Raw genomic sequence first — 18,265 nt, 5'->3', positions numbered from 1 at the left:
AAAGTTTGATGCTCAATGAATTAAACTTCGTAATGAATTACGTGTTCACTCGTTGAGACTTGGTATTCATTTTTCGTCTTGCGACGTTAAGAATCCGTATCTTCGAGTGCCCACACAGATTGTCTGATAAATTGTTAAAGAGCAGTGCCGCTTCGCTTTTTCTCAGCGGCGCGGGGTGTGCATATTACGCCATCCCGCTACGAAGTCAAGCATTTAATTTCGCTTTCTTCGCCGGAGTTCTCAGTGGAACTCCGCTGACCCGGCGGCTTGTAATCCGTTGTTCCGTGTCAGTGGAGGCGCATTATAGGGAGTTATTTCAGGCTGACAAGGGGAAATTTAAAATAACTTTCCGAGTGCGTGTTTTTTCACCAAAACAACCATTAACATGCCATAAAATAAGCAAATTGCCGTTTTTGCAGCCGCAATCACACTTCCAGGTGGCATACTAATGAATAAGAAAAAGAGTAAGGAAGAACATTCATGCCGTTAAATGCCCAACAGCTAGCCGCACAGAAAAACTTGTCCTACGTTCTGGCCGAAAAGCTGGCTCAGCGAATATTAAAAGGTGAATACGCACCGGGTGCGATATTGCCTGGCGAAATAGAGCTAGGCGATCAGTTTGGCGTGAGTCGCACCGCGGTAAGAGAGGCAGTAAAAACATTAACGGCAAAAGGTATGGTATTACCGCGCCCACGTATTGGTACACGCGTCATGCCGCAAGCAAACTGGAACTTCCTTGACCAGGAGCTGCTCACCTGGTGGATGACAGAAGATAATTTCCCGCAGGTCATTAAACATTTTCTGGTGATGCGTATCAGCCTGGAGCCTCAGGCGTGCTTACTGGCAGCGACTATAGGTACGGCTGAACAGAAAGCGCACCTCAACACGCTGATGGAAGAGATGGTCGAGCTGAAAAGAAACTTCAGACGCGAACGCTGGATTGAGGTTGATATCGCCTGGCATGAGCACATCTATGAAATGAGTGCGAATCCGTTCCTTATTTCCTTTGCATCTCTGTTCCATTCGGTTTACCAGACCTACTTTACCTCTATTACCTATAACGATGTGGTGAAACTGGATTTGCACCAGGCCATTGTCGATGCAATAGATGATAACGATGGCGATCGCGCCTTTGCTGCCTGTCAGGCATTGCTGATAGCACCGAACGTGCTACCGGATAAATAATATGTCAGAAAAGAAATCACGCAGTATGGCCGGGCTACCGTGGATAGCAGCCATGGCCTTTTTTATGCAGGCACTAGACGCCACGATCCTCAATACCGCCCTACCCGCAATAGCACATAGTCTTAACCGCTCTCCACTCGCCATGCAGTCGGCCATTATCAGCTATACCCTGACTGTCGCGATGCTGATCCCGGTAAGTGGTTGGCTGGCAGACCGATTTGGTACCCGACGCGTCTTTATGATTGCCGTTAGCCTGTTTACGTTGGGATCGCTGGCCTGTGCGCTGTCCAGTTCCTTAAGCGAGCTGGTGATTTTCCGTGTCATTCAGGGGATCGGTGGCGCCATGATGATGCCCGTTGCCCGTCTGGCGTTATTGCGTGCTTACCCCCGCAGCGAACTGCTTCCCGTGCTTAACTTCGTCACCATGCCAGGACTTGTGGGGCCGATTTTAGGTCCGGTATTGGGCGGTGTACTGGTTACATGGGCCAGTTGGCACTGGATCTTCCTGATTAATATTCCAATTGGCATTGCCGGTATCTTCTATGCCCGCAAATATATGCCGAACTTCACCACGCCACGCCGCGGTTTTGATATGACCGGTTTCTTTCTGTTTGGTTTGAGCCTGGTGTTGTTTTCCAGCGGCGTTGAATTGTTCGGTGAGAAGCTTGTCGAGACCTGGGTCGCACTCGGTATTATTCTTGCCAGTGTGTTGTTACTACTCGCCTATATTCGCCATGCGCGTCGCCACCCAACGCCGCTGATATCGCTTCCGATATTTAAGACTCGGACCTTTTCTGTTGGGATCGCCGGAAACCTCGCCACTCGCCTGGGCACAGGCTGCGTGCCCTTCTTAATGCCGCTGATGTTGCAGGTAGGATTTGGATATCCGGCTCTGATAGCCGGCTGCATGATGGCGCCAACAGCGTTAGGTTCAATTCTGGCAAAATCCATGGTGACGCAGGTACTGCGCAAACTCGGCTACAGGACCACATTGGTGGGTGTTACGGTATTTATCGGCCTGATGATTGCGCAGTTCGCTTTGCAATCTCCTGCCATGCCGATCTGGATGCTAATCCTGCCGTTGTTCATTTTAGGTATGGCGATGTCCACACAGTTTACTTCAATGAATACCATCACTCTGGCGGATCTGACCGATGAAAACGCCAGCAGCGGCAACAGCGTATTGGCCGTTACTCAGCAGTTATCAATCAGTTTAGGGGTTGCCATCAGCGCCGCCGTTCTGCGTATCTATGAAGGTATGGAAGGAACCAATACGGTCGAGCAGTTCCACTACACCTTTATGACGATGGGCGCTATAACGGTAATATCCGCGCTGATGTTCATGCTGCTAAAAGCCAAAGATGGACGTAACCTGATCAAAGATCGGCACAAACCTAAACCGACCCCCGCTCCATCAGAACAGGAGTAAGCTGCAAACGCTGTTGCTGTAATGCGGGCTGCGCCATCCGGTGAATTAATACATCGATGGCCAGTTCGCCCAATTCATCTTTTGGTTGGTGGATGGTCGTCAGGGGCGGCGTCATATAGCGCGCCAGCTCGATATCATCGTAACCCACCACAGCCATATCCTGCGGAATGCGCAATCCTGACTGGTACAGAGCCTGATACGCGCCAACTGCCATTGCATCATTGCCGGTAAAAACGGCCTGCGGTCGCTGTTTATGCGACAGCAACGTTTGCATAGCTTCAAAGCCGCCGCCGAACTCAAAGTCACCGGTAATCTCGTAGCCTTCCGGGACAGGCAACCCTGCCCGCTTCATTGCTGCCCGATATCCTTCCAGACGCAAACGCGCCGGGGTTTTATCCAGCGGCCCGGTGATGCAGGCAATGCGCGTAAAACCTTTTTCGATAAGATGTTGTGTGGCTAAATCCCCGCCCAGCAAGGAGTTATCCTGAATCAGATCGCTTTCACCATCAAAAGGCGACCAGTCCATCATCACGGTCGGTATAGAAGGATAACGCTGCATTATCTCTCTGGAAGGCTGATGTGTTTCGGTGCAGAGCAGCAACAAGCCGTCCACACGTTTTTGCATCAGGGTTTCCAGGTTACGGTTCATGCGCTGTTCATCGCCTTCGGTATTGCACAGCACCAGGCTGTAGCCGCGCTCAAAACAGCTACGTTCAACGCCGCGCACTAGTTCAGAATAGAAGGGATTGGTACTGGCAGTGATTAACATGCCAATCGTGCGGGTCTGGTTTAGCTTGAGGCTACGCGCCAGCGCGGAGGGCGCGTAGTTAAGCGCTTTAATTGCAGCTTCTACTTTGTCAGTGACGGACTCACTGACAAAGCGATCTTTATTAATGACGTGAGAAACCGTCGACGTGGAAACACCCGCCAGGCGGGCGACGTCCTTCATTGTAGCCAAGCGTTACCTCTGTTGACTTAAAAACGCTTCTATTTCTTCGCGCCACGGAACGGAAGGCTGTGCGCCTTTACGGGTAACCGCAATCGCCGCAGCGGCATGCGCAAAGCGGATCGCTTCAGGCAGCGGAGTCTCTTCCAGCAACGCTGTAATTAACGCGCCATTAAAGGTGTCTCCAGCGGCAATAGTATCAACGGCTTCCACTTTAAAACCGGGCACACGCTGACCTTCACCATTAACGCTGGCCCACACACCGCGACTACCTAAAGTAATCAGTACAGTATGGATACCTTTAGCGTGCAATGCCTGCGCCGCTTTGGCCGCGTCTTCATCATTTTCGACCCGGATCCCCGTCAGCTTTTCAGCCTCGGTTTCATTCGGGGTAATAATATCCACCAGCGCCAGCAGTTCATCAGAAAGTTCACGAGCCGGTGCCGGGTTCAGGGCGACCATGGTCTTATTTTGATGTGCAATCTTTGCTGCAGTCAGTACGCTTTCGATCGGCGATTCTAACTGCATCAGTAAGGCGGAGGCCTGCGCAATGCGATCGCTCTGTGCTTCCACCAGCGCTGGCGAAAGAGCTGCGTTTGCACCGGCGTGAATGCCGATAACGTTCTCACCTTCACCATTCACAAAAATCAGTGCCACACCGGTCGATTCCCCCGAAATTACGCTAATCGGCGCAATATCGATGTTGTCTTTGGCTAACTGTTTACGCACACTTTCGCCAATATCATCATCGCCCGTACAGGCAATGAATGCGATATTCGCGCCACTACGACCCGCAGCAACAGCCTGATTTGCGCCTTTACCGCCAAATGCGACCTGATAATGGCTACCTGTTACGGTTTCACCAGGTGTCGGGAAAGAGTTAAGGTTAAGGATGTGATCGGCATTGATACTGCCAAGAACAACGAGGTTGCCTGCGGTTTTCATATTTGGTGTTCCAAGTCAAAGTGCGCCACCGGGTTAGGGTGGCGCGTGCCCTGCTTTTCTTTTTACGCTTTCATCCCCGAAACCAGATACGGGGATAGCGTATTTATGTCTCCATCAGGCCGCGAGCGACCTGAATCGGTATTACTGCTTGATGACCAGCTTCAGGTCAACCGGATATTTAGCCTGAACCTTCTCGCCTTTCAGAACTTTATCTGCAGTCTCAACGCCTTTCGCGCCGATCTGATCCGGCAACTGAGCAATGGTCGCAGCCAGTTTGCCATCATTTACTGCTTTTTCGCCATCTGGAGTGCCGTCAAATCCAACCACCATCACATCAGATTTACCCGCGGTTTGCAGTGCGCGCAGCGCACCCAGCGCCATTTCATCGTTCTGGGCAAATACGGCCTGCACATCAGGATGCGCGGTCAGCAGGTTCTGCATGACGTTCAGACCTTTGGTGCGGTCGAAGTCTGCCGGCTGGCTGGCCAGTACGTTAAATTTGTGTGCCGCAACGGCCTGCTGGAAACCTTCGCCACGCTCACGCGCCGCTGAAGTTCCGGCAATCCCTTGCAGTTCGATAACTTTCGCGCCTTCACCTGCTTTCTTCGCGATGTAATCACCCGCAATTTTGCCACCCAACACGTTATCAGACGCGATGTGGCTTACCACTTCGCCTTTGGAGGCAACACGGTCAAGGGTAATAACCGGAATTTTTGCCTGGTTAGCCATCTTCACAGCATTACCAACGGCATCAGAGTCAGTCGGGTTGATCAGCAGAATTTTAGTTCCACGAACCGTTAAGTCCTGAACGTTAGCCAGCTCTTTCGCCGGATTGTTCTGCGAGTCCAGAATCACCAGGTTGTAACCCAGCTTATCCGCCTCTTTTTGCGCCCCATCCTTCAGAGAAACAAAGAACGGGTTGTTGAGGGTGGAGACCACCAGCGCAATGGTATCTTTCGCCATCGCATTCGCGCTCACGGTGGCGCTCAGCGCAACAGCAGAAACCAGGGTAGCCAGTTTTTTCATGTTCATATTTAAGATGTCCTGTAATCGTTGTTACTGCTTTTTGTTGTCTACCAGTACCGCCAGCAAAATCACCACCGCTTTGACGATCATCTGGTAATAGGAGGATACACCTAACAAATTCAAACCATTATTGAGGAAACCAAGAATCAATGCGCCGATCAGCGTCCCAACAATACGTCCTTTACCACCCGCCAGGCTGGTACCGCCTAACACCACCGCTGCGATAGCATCCAGCTCATAGCCAGTACCTGCTGTTGGTTGCGCAGAGGAGAGGCGCGCGACTTCAATGATGCCCGCCAGCGATGCCAGCAGACCGCACAGTGAGTAAACGATAATTTTGATTTTACTGACGCTGATACCGGACAAACGCGTTGCCGCTTCGTTACCGCCCAGCGCGTAGATATAACGGCCCAGACGAGTGTGGTGCAGCATGTACCACGCCGCGAGGAAGACAATCCCCATGATCCACACTGGCGTAGGGATGCCTAACGGACGACCAATACCAAACCAGCCAAACAGATCGGCATTGTCAGTAAACCCGGTATTAACCGGACTGCCGTTGGTGTACACCATGGTCACGCCGCGCAGCAGCAGCATCATCACCAGCGTTGCAATAAACGCCTGCACCCGGCCTTTCGCAACAATCACCCCGGTGACTGCGCCAATGGCAGCGCCGAGCGCCAGGGCTGCAGCAACAGCCACCAGCGCATTGACCTCAATCCCTACAATTGAAGCCGCAACCGCGCCGGTAAGCGCCAGCAAGGAACCGACGGACAGATCGATACCCGACGTCAGGATGACCAGCGTCATGCCAACGGCCATGATGGCGTTCACCGACGTTTGCTGGAGAATGTTGAACAGGTTATTAACGGTAAAAAAGTTAGGGCTCATGGTGGAAACAATCGCGATCAGCACTAACAGAGCGATGAGCGACTTTTGCTCCAGAAGCCATGCTTTAGTGAAATAACGGCGACCAGAAACAGCCTGGGTAGTCATCTTTTTTACTCCTGATTCACGCGATTAAGCTTGCCCACAGCGGCAGCCATTAATACTTCCTGAGTGGCCTGCTCGCGAGTGAACTCACCGCCGAGATGCCCTTCATGCATAACGATAATTCGATCGCTCATGCCCAATACTTCTGGCATCTCAGAGGAGACCAGAATGATGCTCAGCCCGTCAGCCTTAAACTGGTTGATAAGCTGATAGATTTCTTTCTTGGCCCCAACGTCAACGCCGCGCGTTGGTTCATCAAGGATCAGCACTTTTGGCCGGGTCATCAGACCGCGCGCAATCGCCACTTTCTGCTGGTTACCACCGGAAAGCAGGCCGATAGCCTGTTCCATTGATGGTGTTTTAACATTGAACAGACGAATAAAATCACCCACCGCCTGCTGCTCATCTTTATGTTTCAGGCTTCCACCGGCGCGGCTGAAATAACGCAGCGCGGTCAGTGACATGTTCTCTTTCACCGACATGCCCAGCACTAAGCCATCGCGTTTACGGTCTTCAGAAATATAGACGATGCCGTTAGCCAACCCATCCTGCGGCGAACGGGTAACCACTTCATGGCCATCAAGCGTGACGTAACCGCTGGTGCGCGGCAATGCGCCGTACAATACTTTCATCAGTTCGGTACGTCCGGCCCCCATCAGCCCGGATACGCCAAGGATCTCGCCTTTACGCAGCGTGAACGAAACATCGTTTACGCCAGGACCGCACAGGTTATCGACCTTCAGGCGAATATCACCCGGCGCTTTTTCCAGGCGCGGGTACTGATCTTCCAGCTTACGTCCCACCATCATTTCAATCAGCGAGTCTTCTGTCAGCGAGGCAACTTCACGTTCGGCAATAAACTGCCCGTCGCGGAAGACGGTTACGTCATCGCAAATCTCGAAGATCTCTTTCATACGGTGAGAAATATAGACAATGCCGCGTCCCTGGGATTTCAGTTCGCCGATGACGCGGAACAGGGATTCGGTTTCGGTATCGGTGAGGGCATCCGTCGGTTCATCCATAATGATGACCTTCGATTCAAAGCTAAGCACTTTGGCAATTTCGACCATCTGCTGATCGCCAATCGACAGCTCACCAACCAGTCTGTCGCTTTTAAAGCGCAGATTCAGTTTGGCGAGCAGCAGATCGGCTTCGGCGTACATCTTCTTCCAGTCAATTTTGCCAAAGCGATTCACAAACTCGCGGCCAAGAAAAATGTTCTCGGCGATAGTGAGTTGCGGGATCAGGTTCAGCTCCTGGTGGATGATACCGATTCCGGCTTCCTGGGAGGATTTCGGGCCGTTAAAGGTGGTCTCTTTCCCCAGCCACAATAAAGAACCGGCATCACGGGTATAGATCCCGGTCAGCACTTTCATCATGGTGGATTTGCCCGCGCCGTTTTCGCCCACCAGCGCCATCACGCGGCCAGGGTAGACATTCAGCGCGGCGCCGGATAGCGCTTTTACGCCCGGGAACGCTTTATCGATCCCTTTGAGTTGCAGTAATGCGTTCATGATGGCCTCAGAACGTGACGCCAGCACAGAGAATGATATTCGCATACGGAGAACATTCTCCGCTGCGAATTACCGCCTGACTGTCTGCGGTTTGTTTTTTGAATTGTTCATGCGTGGTGTAACGAATTTCTATGGTGTTTCCCTGGTGTTGTTGCAGTTGCTCAATGTGGCTGAGCAACGTTTCGTGGAGTTGCGGATTATGTTGTTTAATTTCCGACGCGAGAATGGCCGCCTCGACCTGCATTTCACGTGTGACCACATCCAGTACCTGCATAAAAGAAGGTACGCCCTGGGTTAATGCCATATCAATACGCGTTGTGCTGTTCGGGATGGGTAAACCTGCATCACACACCACCAGCGTATCGGTATGCCCCAGACGGGAGATCACCGTTGAAATTTCAGAGTTGAGTACCGTGCCTTTCTTCATTTTCTTTCCCCACTAGCGAAACGTTTCGCTGGAGATAAGTGTAGTGCGAAGAGTGGACAGAAAACCACCGCGACGTTACGAAAATGTGATCGCCATCGAAACGTTTCGCAAGGATTATCATTTGATGAAATGAAAACTGAGAGGGGCAAAACAAAACGCCCCCTTTCGCGATGAAAGAGGGCGTCGATGAGATTAAATCTCTACCTGAGTACCAAGCTCAATAACCCGGTTCGGTGGGATTTCAAACTGGTCCGGCGCGCGCAGCGCGTTGCGCTGTAGCAGCAGATACAGCTTGCCGCGCAGACGCAGGTACCATGGCCGCTTGCCTACAATCAACGACTCATGCGACATGAAGAAGGACGTTTCCATCATCCGACAGCTTAAGCCTTCCAGGCCGCAGCGATGGAACACTTCCTCCACGTTCGGCGTTTCGCGCCAGCCGTAGCTGGCCACCACGCGCCAGAAGGTGGGCGATAACTGCTCAATCTGCACCCTACGCACGTTGTGCACGTATGGCGCATCTTCCGTACGCAACGTCAGCAGAATAACGCGCTCATGCAGCACCTTGTTATGCTTGAGGTTGTGCAGAAGTGCAAACGGGATGACGTTTAATGCGCGGGACATATACACCGCCGTTCCCGGCACGCGTACCGGTGGCGATTTCTCCAGAGAAGCAATCATCGCCTCCAGAGAGTTACCGTGTTCATGCATGCGACGCAGCAGACGGAAGCGTTCGCTTTTCCAGGTGGTCATGATGGTGAACATCACCAGACCCAGCGTCAGAGGCAGCCAACCACCGGAAATAAGCTTATCGAGGTTCGCGGAGAACAGCGGAACATCGACGCACAAGAACGCCACCAGGATCAGGAAGACGAAGTATTTATTCCAGTGCCAGTTTTTGCGCGCCACGGTGGTCGACAGAATTGAAGTCAGTACCATCGTCCCCGTTACCGCAATCCCATACGCCGCGGCAAGGTTACTGGAGTGTTCAAAGCTCACTATCACGATAACTACCGCAAAATAGAGCATCCAGTTAACGAAAGGAATGTAGATCTGGCCCGATTCCATTTCCGAGGTATGGATGATACGCATCGGCGATAAATACCCCAGACGTACGGCCTGACGCGTCAGCGAGAAGACGCCGGAGATAACCGCCTGAGAGGCGATGACCGTTGCCAGCGCGGCGAGGATCAACAATGGAATTAATGCCCAGTCCGGCGCCAGCAGGAAAAACGGGTTTTTGATCGCTTCAGGATGCTTTAACAGCAACGCGCCCTGCCCAAAATAGTTCAGCACCAGTGAAGGCAATACCACGGAGAACCATGCCAGACGAATCGGCAATTTACCGAAGTGGCCCATATCCGCATACAGCGCTTCAACACCGGTAATCGACAGCACCACCGCACCCAGCGCGATAAAGGACAGCGTTTTGAATTCGAGGAAGAAATGCACCGCCCAATACGGATTGAGCGCCTGCAGCACTTCCGGATTGCCAATAATACTGCGCACACCTAATACCGCGAGCGTCAGGAACCATAGCAGCATAATCGGCGCAAACAGCTTACCGACCATGCCGGTACCGTGTTTTTGAATCAAAAACAGTAGGGTTAGCACAATTATAGAGAGCGGAACAATCCAGGTATCCAGTTGCGGGGCAACTATCTCCAGACCTTCAATTGCAGACATCACCGAAATGGCTGGCGTAATCACCACTTCACCATAGAAGAAGCTGCCGCCTATCAATCCCATAATGACCAGCATGGAGGTTGTTCGCGCCGAGGTATTACGCCCGGCCAATGACATCAGCGTCAGGATCCCGCCTTCTCCGGCGTTATCTGCGCGCATGACAAACGTCAGGTATTTAATGGAGACAACAAAGATCAGCAGCCAGAAAATCAGCGAGAGAAAACCAAATACGGCATCACGTTCAACGCCAAAACCAAACTGGCCGGACAAACATTCACGAAGCGTATAAAGTGGGCTGGTACCAATATCACCGTAGACAACCCCAATGGCCGCAAGGGTAATCGCAGACAATGATTGTTTATTATCAGTGCTCATAGACTCGTCTTTCGTTTATACACATCATCTTTCAAGCCACTCCGTGTGGGCTGCATTCGTTATTCCCCCCATCCCAGAAGAAAACTCCATTGCCGCCTTGGTGCAGCTTGATTGATTTGGTGTATATATAAGAAATGTGTGCGTCGTCCCTTGGCCCACAAAAAGGCGCACAGTATGCACGATTAATCACAAAATCGTACCCCTAAATGAGACCAGATTAATCTGGCTCAAAGAAAAATAAGCGCACCTTCAGTCTATTACTGCAATGGTGTGAAGTATCTATACTCGCAGTTTATGCAGTACATTTGGCGAAAGGACGCCACTTCATTATGGCTCACCCACATTTATTAGCGGAAAGAATTTCCCGTCTGAGCAATGCGCTGGAAAAGGGACTTTATGAACGTAGCCACGCCATTCGTCTGTGTCTGCTGGCAGCACTCAGCGGCGAGAGCGTTTTCTTATTAGGCCCCCCGGGGATCGCAAAAAGCTTAATTGCCCGCCGACTGAAGTTTGCCTTCCAAAACGCACGCGCTTTTGAATACCTGATGACGCGCTTCTCTACGCCCGAAGAGGTGTTTGGTCCGCTGTCCATTCAAGCGTTAAAAGACGAAGGTCGCTATGAACGCTTAACGGCGGGCTATCTTCCTGAAGCTGAAATCGTTTTTCTCGATGAAATCTGGAAAGCAGGCCCGGCAATCCTTAACACCCTGTTGACCGCCATTAACGAACGTCACTTCCGTAACGGCGCGTATGAAGAAAAAATTCCGATGCGTCTGCTGGTGGCGGCTTCCAACGAACTGCCTGAAACAGACAGCAGCCTGGAAGCGCTGTACGACCGTATGCTGATTCGTCTGTGGCTGGATAAAGTTCAGGACAAGGCCAATTTCCGCTCCATGCTGTTAAGTCAGCAGGATGAAAGCGACAATCCGGTCCCGGCATCATTGCAGGTGACGGATGAAGAGTATCACCAGTGGCAAAAAGACATTGGTGCCATCAAGCTTCCCGATCGCGTGTTTGAGCTCATTTTCACGCTGCGCCAACAGTTGGACGTGTTACCGAATGCTCCTTATGTGTCCGATCGTCGCTGGAAAAAAGCGATCCGCTTACTCCAGGCCAGCGCTTTCTTTAGCGGACGCGATGCGGTAGTACCTATCGACCTGATCCTGCTGAAAGATTGCCTGTGGTACGACGCACAAAGCCTGAATCTGATGCAACAACAGCTTGAAATATTGATGACCGGACACGCCTGGCAACAGCAAGCCATGCTGACGCGCCTGGGCAGCATTGTGCAGCGCCGCATTCAGCTCCAGCAGCAGCAAAGCGACAAAACGGCGTTCACGGTGATCCGCCAGGGCGGAATGTTCAGCCGTCGTCCTCATTATGATTTACCGCCAGAAGCCTCGTCTTCTGTCGTGACATTACTGCTGCAAAAGCCTTTAAAACTGCATGATATGGAGGTTATCCATATAGCTTTCGAACGTGGCGCGCTGGAACTGTGGCTAACAAAAGGCGGTGAGATCCGCGGAAAACTAAACGGAATCGGCTTTGCCCAAACGCTGAATATGGAAGTCGATAGCGCACAGCATCTGGTTGTACGCGATGTCAGTTTACAAGGTTCTCGCCTGGCGCTGCCGGGTGCTTCGCAAGAGAGTATGCCCGCAGAGATAAAACAGGAGCTTGAGGCGCTCGATAACGAGTGGCATCAGCAGCACAGCGCATTCAGCGAACAGCAAAAATGTCTGTTTATTCATAGCGACTGGTTAGGCCGCATTGAGGCCAGCCTGCAGGATGTCGGGGCGCAAATCCGCCAGGCGCAACAATGCTGACCCTTGATACGCTCAATATCATGCTGGCAGTCAGCGAAGAGGCGATGATCGAAGAGATGATCGTCGCCCTGCTGGCTTCCCCAAAGATGGTGGTATTTTTTAAAAAATTTCCTCGCCTTAAAAAAGCGATCACTGACGACATTCCCCGCTGGCGTGAATCATTGCGTAGCCGCCTCAAAGATACCCATGTACCGCCGGAGCTGATGGAGGAGGTTATGTGCTATCAACAAAGCCAGCTCCTCTCTCATGCGCAGTTTATCGTTCAGCTACCGCAAATATTATCGCTATTGCACCGCCTCCATTCGCCGTGGGCCGGGCAAGCGCAGCAACTGGTCAATGACAACAGCACCTTTACGCCTGCCCTACATACGCTTTTTCTCCAGCGCTGGCGCCTGAGCCTGGTGGTGCAAACCACAACGCTGAATCAGCAACTACTGGAAGAAGAGCGCGAGCATTTGCTCAGTGAAGTACAGGAACGTATGACCCTTAGCGGACAACTGGAACCTGTACTGGCAGAAAATGACAACGCAGCAGGCCGGTTGTGGGACATGAGCGCGGGCCAAATCAAGCGCGGTGATTATCAGTTGATGGTGAAATACGGCGAATTTCTGACGCAACAACCCGAACTCCAGCGCCTGGCCGAGCAGTTAGGTCGTTCCAGAGAGGCGAAATCCGTGCCGCGTAAAGATGCGCCAATGGAAACCTTCCGTACCCTGGTGCGCGAACCGGCAACTGTCCCGGAGCAGGTGGATGGCATCCAGCAAAGTGACGATATCCTGCGCCTGCTACCGCCAGAGCTGGCCACGCTGGGCATTACCGAACTGGAATACGAGTTCTACCGACGGCTGGTGGAAAAGCAACTGCTCACCTACCGCCTGCACGGCGAAGCATGGCGTGAGAAAGTAACGGAACGTCCGGTGGTGCATCAGGATTTTGACGAGCAGCCGCGCGGGCCTTTTATCGTCTGCGTTGATACCTCGGGATCGATGGGCGGATTTAATGAGCAGTGTGCGAAAGCCTTTTGTCTGGCGCTAATGCGCGTTGCCCTTGCCGATAACCGGCGCTGTTTCATTATGCTGTTTTCAACAGAAGTGGTGCGCTATGAGCTTTCCGGTCCGGAGGGCATCGAACAGGCTATCCGCTTTTTAAGTCAGCGCTTTCGTGGTGGCACTGATATTGCCAGCTGTTTTCGCGCCATAATTGAGCGCATGCAGGGTCGGGAATGGTTTGATGCCGATGCGGTGGTGATCTCAGATTTTATCGCTCAGCGATTGCCCGATGAGGTCGTCAATAAAGTGGGTGAATTACAGCGGGTGCACCAGCACCGTTTTCACGCGGTGGCGATGTCAGCACATGGCAAACCCGGCATCATGCGCATTTTCGATCATATCTGGCGCTTTGATACCGGGATGCGAAGCCGCCTGCTCAGACGCTGGCGGCGTTAATTGTTACAGCAGAGAAGCGACGCTTTCACGTACCTGGGCCGGCCATACGCCACACTGAACCTGACCAATGTGCGGTAATTGCAGCAACAGCATGGTCAGACGCGACTGCCCAATGCCGCCACCAATTGTCTGCGGCATTTCACCGCGCAGCAGCGCCTGGTGCCACTCCAGACTCAGGCGATCTTCATCACCGGTCAGAGACAGCTGGTGTTTCAGGGCGTCAGCATCCACACGGATCCCCATAGAAGACAGCTCAAACGCATCTTCCAGAACCGGGTTCCAGACCAGAATATCACCGTTCAGACCGGCATGACCCAGCTCGGACGCTGAACTCCAGTCATCATAATCCGGCGCACGTACGTCATGACGGTGACCGTCACTGAGCTTACCGCCGATCCCCACCAGGAATACCGCACCCAGCTCTTTAGCGATCGCACGTTCACGACCTTTTGCATCAAGATCCGGATATCGAGATAACAGCTCCTGGCTATGAACAAAGTGGATCTGCTCTGGCAGGAACGGTACCAGACCAAACTCTTTGCTAACCGCAGCTTCGGTGGCCTTAATTCCCGCCCAGATAGCCTCTACCGTGCTTTTCAGAGTGGAGAATTGACGCTCACCGTCGCCCATCACGCGCTCCCAGTCCCACTGGTCAACGTACACTGAGTGCAGCGGGGAGAGGCGATCTTCATCGGGACGCAGGGCTTTCATGTGCGTGTACAGCCCCTCGCCTGCGCTAAAGTCGTGTTGTCCTAACGTTTGACGCTTCCACTTCGCCAGTGAATGAACCACTTCGAATTGAGCGTCTGGCAATGCTTTAACCTTCACCTGCACCGCTTTTTCACAGCCCGACAAGTTATCCTGCGTGCCATCTCCAACGCGGCTGAGGATCGGCGCCTGAACTTCGATCAGGCCTAAGCGCTCTTCCAGCTGGCGAGAAAAATGAGATTTTACGAAGCTAATTTGACGTTGTTTGGCAATGTAAGCGGTTTTCATTATGTGTACTCCTGTGTCCTGTTGCCTATGATTAAGCAACAGAATGGAGGTAATATTCAATAATCAACAAACAAAAAGCCGACTTCGATTTTGATTCGTTAAAAATTACGTCTAAAATAGAGGGAATCATTAATCTACATAAGAAAAACCTATGGAAAATTATCAGATCGACAATCTGGACCGCGGCATTCTTGACGCCTTAATGGAAAATGCTCGTACCGCCTACGCAGAATTAGCCAAACAGTTCGGCGTCAGCCCAGGAACAATTCACGTTCGCGTAGAAAAGATGAAGCAGGCGGGGATCATTACCGGCGCGCGGATTGATGTTAGTCCCAAACAATTGGGTTATGACGTCGGCTGCTTTATCGGCATCATCCTGAAAAGTGCGAAAGACTATCCGTCAGCGCTGGCCAGACTGGAAAGCCTCGATGAAGTGACCGAAGCATATTACACCACCGGGCACTACAGCATCTTTATTAAGGTGATGTGCAAGTCGATCGACGCATTGCAGCAGGTACTTATCAACAAGATCCAAACAATTGACGAAATTCAGTCCACTGAAACGCTGATCGTCCTGCAAAACCCGATCATGCGTACCATCAAGCCGTGATCGCTTTTTTTAATACCCTGGTTTTCCACAGGTAGATCCCAGCTCGCTCACAGCGTACAATACGCCCTCTTTATAAAGGTGGGCGATCATGGCAGACATCACTCTTATCAGCGGTAGTACGCTTGGCAGTGCGGAATATGTAGCAGAGCATCTGGCTGAAAAGCTGGACGACGCCGGTTTTTCCAGCGAAATACTGCATGGGCCAATGCTTGAAGAGGTTCCGACTGACGGGATCTGGCTGATTATCAGCTCCACCCACGGTGCGGGAGACATTCCTGACAACCTGCAGCCTTTATATGATGCGTTACGTGAGCAAAAGCCGGACCTGTCACACGTACGCTTTGGCGCAATCGGGATCGGCAGTCGTGAATATGACACCTTTTGCGGCGCAATCGACAAGCTGGAAGCAGAATTGAAGGCCTGTGGGGCAAAACAGATCGGTGAAACGCTCAGGATCAACGTGCTGGAACATGAGATTCCGGAAGATCCGGCTGAAATTTGGCTGGGATCGTGGCATCCGTTGCTCAGAGATTTGTAAAGATCGTACTTTTTTATGTGGATAACTCTGGTTAAAAGCTTGGATCAACCGGTAGTTATCCCAAGAACAACCGCTGTTCAGTTTTTGAGTTGTGTATAACCCTTCATTCTGATCCCAGCTTATACGGACCAGGATCACCGATCATTCACAGCTAATGATCCTCAGCAACCTGTTGATCTTACTTAAAGGATCGTCCTTATCCACAGAAAGGTGCGATCCTAATAAGAGATCACAATAAAACAGATCTCTAAATAAAAAGATCTTCTTTTTAATACCCAGGATCCCAGGTCTTTCTCGATCGACTAAAGTTGAGTAGAATCCACGGCCCGGGCTTCAATCCATTTTCACACCGCGTTATGCGAGGCAATCACCATGTTTTATCAGGATCCTTTTGACGTCATCATCATTGGCGGGGGTCATGCAGGCACCGAGGCCGCAATGGCCGCGGCGCGAATGGGTCAACAGACTCTGCTTTTGACACACAATATCGACACTCTGGGGCAGATGAGCTGCAACCCGGCGATCGGCGGTATTGGGAAGGGACACCTGGTAAAAGAAGTGGATGCGCTTGGTGGGTTAATGGCAAAAGCGATCGACCATGCGGGTATCCAGTTTAGGATACTAAACGCAAGCAAAGGGCCAGCCGTTCGCGCTACCCGAGCTCAGGCCGATCGTGTGCTCTATCGCCAGGCGGTACGCACTGCGCTGGAGAATCAACCCAACCTGATGATCTTCCAGCAGGCGGTTGAAGATCTGATTGTTGAAAACGATCGTGTCGTGGGCGCAGTAACCCAAATGGGACTGAAGTTCCGTGCCAAAGCGGTCGTATTAACTGTGGGGACTTTCCTCGACGGCAAAATTCATATTGGTCTGGATAACTACAGCGGTGGCCGCGCTGGTGATCCGCCGTCCATCCCGCTGTCACGCCGTCTGCGTGAACTGCCGCTGCGCGTCAGCCGCCTGAAAACCGGTACACCGCCGCGTATCGATGCGCGCACGATTGATTTCAGCGTGCTAGGCCAGCAAAACAGCGATAACCCGATGCCGGTCTTCTCATTCCTGGGCGATGCTTCTCAACATCCGCGCCAGATGCCGTGTTACATCACGCATACCAATGAGAAAACCCATGACGTGATCCGCAATAACCTCGATCGTAGCCCAATGTACGCTGGCGTGATCGAAGGTATTGGCCCACGCTACTGCCCGTCGATCGAAGACAAAGTAATGCGCTTTGCCGATCGTAACCAGCATCAGATCTTCCTCGAACCGGAAGGACTGACCTCTAACGAAATTTACCCGAATGGCATCTCCACCAGCCTGCCGTTCGATGTGCAGATGCAAATTGTCCGCTCCATGCAGGGGATGGAAAATGCCAGAATCGTCCGCCCAGGCTACGCGATTGAGTATGATTTCTTCGATCCGCGTGACCTGAAACCTACTCTGGAAAGCAAATTCATCCAGGGTCTGTTCTTTGCGGGCCAGATTAACGGTACAACCGGTTATGAAGAAGCCGCCGCACAAGGCATGCTGGCTGGTCTGAACGCCGCACGTTTGTCTGCTGAAAAAGAGGGGTGGGCACCGCGTCGCGATCAGGCTTATCTTGGCGTGCTGGTGGACGACCTGTGTACGCTGGGTACCAAAGAACCGTACCGTATGTTCACATCTCGCGCTGAATACCGTTTGATGCTGCGTGAAGATAACGCCGACCTGCGTCTGACCGAAATTGGTCGTGAACTGGGTCTGGTGGACGATGAGCGCTGGGCTCGCTTCAACGAGAAACTGGAGCGTATCGAACAGGAACGCCAACGTCTTAAATCAACCTGGGTGAATCCGTTAGCGGAGTCCGCAGCAGAAGTGAATGCTCACCTGGCTACACCTCTGTCACGTGAAGCGAGCGGTGAAGATCTGCTGCGTCGCCCGGATATGACCTATGCTCAGTTGACCTCTTTATCTGCGTTCGCACCCGCGCTTGATGATGCTCAGGCCGCAGAGCAGGTTGAGATTCAGGTGAAATACGAAGGGTATATTGCCCGTCAGCTGGAAGAAATTGAAAGACAACAGCGCAATGAAAACACCCTGTTGCCTGCAACGCTGGATTATCGTCAGGTCTCTGGCTTGTCGAATGAAGTTATCGCTAAGCTGAACGATCACAAACCCGTTTCGATCGGTCAGGCATCGCGTATTTCCGGAATAACGCCTGCCGCCATCTCCATTCTGCTGGTATGGCTGAAAAAACAAGGTATGCTGCGCCGCAGCGCTTGATAACACTATTTTGGCGGGAGCGCTTCGCTTGCCCGCCGTACAAATTTGTTGGCCCGATAAGC

General features: G+C 52.1%; 15 protein-coding genes. 7 read left to right on the top strand and 8 right to left on the bottom strand.

The genetic code is table 11. From position 1 onward, the window contains the following. The first annotated feature begins 480 nt into the window (after positions 1-480). On the top strand, positions 481-1,185 hold the full coding sequence (locus tag OGX97_RS14715) for a FadR/GntR family transcriptional regulator (RefSeq protein WP_003023753.1): 705 nt from the start codon (positions 481-483) through the stop codon (positions 1,183-1,185). Between the two features lies 1 nt (position 1,186). Further along, complete coding sequence (gene mdtD, locus OGX97_RS14710) at positions 1,187-2,614, top strand: multidrug transporter subunit MdtD (RefSeq protein ID WP_008786557.1); 1,428 nt, start codon at positions 1,187-1,189, stop codon at positions 2,612-2,614. On the opposite strand, the gene rbsR is transcribed toward mdtD, so the two are convergent. The 7 genes from rbsR to kup form a co-directional block, all read right to left on the bottom strand. Next, positions 2,580-3,572 carry a ribose operon transcriptional repressor RbsR gene (rbsR, locus tag OGX97_RS14705; RefSeq protein WP_003023757.1) on the bottom strand — a complete coding sequence of 331 codons (993 nt, stop codon included), beginning with the start codon at positions 3,570-3,572 and terminating at the stop codon, positions 2,580-2,582. The genes mdtD and rbsR overlap by 35 nt on opposite strands. A gap of 3 nt (positions 3,573-3,575) precedes the next feature. Then, the gene (gene rbsK, locus OGX97_RS14700) at positions 3,576-4,505 is read right to left on the bottom strand and encodes a ribokinase (RefSeq protein ID WP_191215296.1); all 930 of its coding nucleotides are present in this window, start codon (positions 4,503-4,505) and stop codon (positions 3,576-3,578) included. 141 nt (positions 4,506-4,646) lie between these two features. After that, positions 4,647-5,537, bottom strand: coding sequence for a ribose ABC transporter substrate-binding protein RbsB (rbsB, locus tag OGX97_RS14695; protein ID WP_003023760.1), 891 nt, complete (start codon positions 5,535-5,537; stop codon positions 4,647-4,649). A 24-nt stretch (positions 5,538-5,561) separates the two neighbouring features. Further along, entirely contained in the window at positions 5,562-6,527 is a 966-nt protein-coding gene (gene rbsC / locus OGX97_RS14690) for a ribose ABC transporter permease (protein ID WP_003826999.1), read from the bottom strand. A gap of 5 nt (positions 6,528-6,532) precedes the next feature. Further along, the gene (gene rbsA, locus OGX97_RS14685; RefSeq protein ID WP_279850847.1) at positions 6,533-8,038 is read right to left on the bottom strand and encodes a ribose ABC transporter ATP-binding protein RbsA; all 1,506 of its coding nucleotides are present in this window, start codon (positions 8,036-8,038) and stop codon (positions 6,533-6,535) included. A 7-nt stretch (positions 8,039-8,045) separates the two neighbouring features. Further along, positions 8,046-8,465 (bottom strand): D-ribose pyranase, encoded by a 420-nt coding sequence (gene rbsD / locus OGX97_RS14680; protein WP_003827001.1) that lies wholly within the window; start codon positions 8,463-8,465, stop codon positions 8,046-8,048. Positions 8,466-8,657: 192 nt separating this feature from the next. Next, a complete protein-coding gene (gene kup, locus OGX97_RS14675) occupies positions 8,658-10,526 on the bottom strand; it encodes a low affinity potassium transporter Kup (RefSeq protein WP_003827003.1) in 1,869 nt (622 codons plus the stop codon). Between the two features lie 329 nt (positions 10,527-10,855). Between kup and ravA the strand changes: the two genes are divergently transcribed. Continuing rightward, the gene (gene ravA / locus OGX97_RS14670; protein ID WP_191215299.1) at positions 10,856-12,352 is read left to right on the top strand and encodes an ATPase RavA; all 1,497 of its coding nucleotides are present in this window, start codon (positions 10,856-10,858) and stop codon (positions 12,350-12,352) included. Then, on the top strand, positions 12,346-13,797 hold the full coding sequence (gene viaA, locus OGX97_RS14665; RefSeq protein ID WP_008786554.1) for an ATPase RavA stimulator ViaA: 1,452 nt from the start codon (positions 12,346-12,348) through the stop codon (positions 13,795-13,797). Before ravA ends, viaA begins: the two co-directional genes overlap by 7 nt. 3 nt (positions 13,798-13,800) lie before the next feature. Here viaA and asnA read toward each other — a convergent pair whose 3' ends face one another. Next, positions 13,801-14,793 (bottom strand): aspartate--ammonia ligase, encoded by a 993-nt coding sequence (gene asnA, locus OGX97_RS14660; RefSeq protein ID WP_204558705.1) that lies wholly within the window; start codon positions 14,791-14,793, stop codon positions 13,801-13,803. A 151-nt stretch (positions 14,794-14,944) separates the two neighbouring features. On the opposite strand from asnA, the gene asnC reads away from it, so the two are divergent. From asnC to mnmG, 3 genes are all read left to right on the top strand, one after another. Further along, positions 14,945-15,403, top strand: coding sequence for a transcriptional regulator AsnC (gene asnC, locus OGX97_RS14655; RefSeq protein ID WP_003023780.1), 459 nt, complete (start codon positions 14,945-14,947; stop codon positions 15,401-15,403). Positions 15,404-15,491: 88 nt separating this feature from the next. Next, positions 15,492-15,941 carry an FMN-binding protein MioC gene (mioC, locus tag OGX97_RS14650; protein WP_111466311.1) on the top strand — a complete coding sequence of 150 codons (450 nt, stop codon included), beginning with the start codon at positions 15,492-15,494 and terminating at the stop codon, positions 15,939-15,941. Positions 15,942-16,313: 372 nt separating this feature from the next. Further along, complete coding sequence (gene mnmG / locus OGX97_RS14645; RefSeq protein WP_003827014.1) at positions 16,314-18,203, top strand: tRNA uridine-5-carboxymethylaminomethyl(34) synthesis enzyme MnmG; 1,890 nt, start codon at positions 16,314-16,316, stop codon at positions 18,201-18,203. Positions 18,204-18,265: the final 62 nt, after the last annotated feature.

It is taken from the genome of Citrobacter sp. Cpo061, from assembly GCF_030332845.1.
In the GTDB taxonomy this organism is placed as follows: domain Bacteria; phylum Pseudomonadota; class Gammaproteobacteria; order Enterobacterales; family Enterobacteriaceae; genus Citrobacter; species Citrobacter portucalensis.
This window is presented reverse-complemented; position numbering and strand designations above follow the sequence as displayed.

What these genes read in the sequence shown, in the direction of transcription:
- rbsD (WP_003827001.1), bottom strand. Translation starts at nt 8,465, where the DNA reads ATGAAGAAAGGCACGGTACTCAACTCTGAAATTTCAACGGTGATCTCC.
- mnmG (WP_003827014.1), top strand. Translation starts at nt 16,314, where the DNA reads ATGTTTTATCAGGATCCTTTTGACGTCATCATCATTGGCGGGGGTCAT.
- OGX97_RS14715 (WP_003023753.1), top strand. Translation starts at nt 481, where the DNA reads ATGCCGTTAAATGCCCAACAGCTAGCCGCACAGAAAAACTTGTCCTAC.
- ravA (WP_191215299.1), top strand. Translation starts at nt 10,856, where the DNA reads ATGGCTCACCCACATTTATTAGCGGAAAGAATTTCCCGTCTGAGCAAT.
- rbsA (WP_279850847.1), bottom strand. Translation starts at nt 8,038, where the DNA reads ATGAACGCATTACTGCAACTCAAAGGGATCGATAAAGCGTTCCCGGGC.
- rbsB (WP_003023760.1), bottom strand. Translation starts at nt 5,537, where the DNA reads ATGAACATGAAAAAACTGGCTACCCTGGTTTCTGCTGTTGCGCTGAGC.
- asnA (WP_204558705.1), bottom strand. Translation starts at nt 14,793, where the DNA reads ATGAAAACCGCTTACATTGCCAAACAACGTCAAATTAGCTTCGTAAAA.
- mioC (WP_111466311.1), top strand. Translation starts at nt 15,492, where the DNA reads ATGGCAGACATCACTCTTATCAGCGGTAGTACGCTTGGCAGTGCGGAA.
- rbsK (WP_191215296.1), bottom strand. Translation starts at nt 4,505, where the DNA reads ATGAAAACCGCAGGCAACCTCGTTGTTCTTGGCAGTATCAATGCCGAT.
- rbsC (WP_003826999.1), bottom strand. Translation starts at nt 6,527, where the DNA reads ATGACTACCCAGGCTGTTTCTGGTCGCCGTTATTTCACTAAAGCATGG.
- viaA (WP_008786554.1), top strand. Translation starts at nt 12,346, where the DNA reads ATGCTGACCCTTGATACGCTCAATATCATGCTGGCAGTCAGCGAAGAG.
- mdtD (WP_008786557.1), top strand. Translation starts at nt 1,187, where the DNA reads ATGTCAGAAAAGAAATCACGCAGTATGGCCGGGCTACCGTGGATAGCA.
- kup (WP_003827003.1), bottom strand. Translation starts at nt 10,526, where the DNA reads ATGAGCACTGATAATAAACAATCATTGTCTGCGATTACCCTTGCGGCC.
- asnC (WP_003023780.1), top strand. Translation starts at nt 14,945, where the DNA reads ATGGAAAATTATCAGATCGACAATCTGGACCGCGGCATTCTTGACGCC.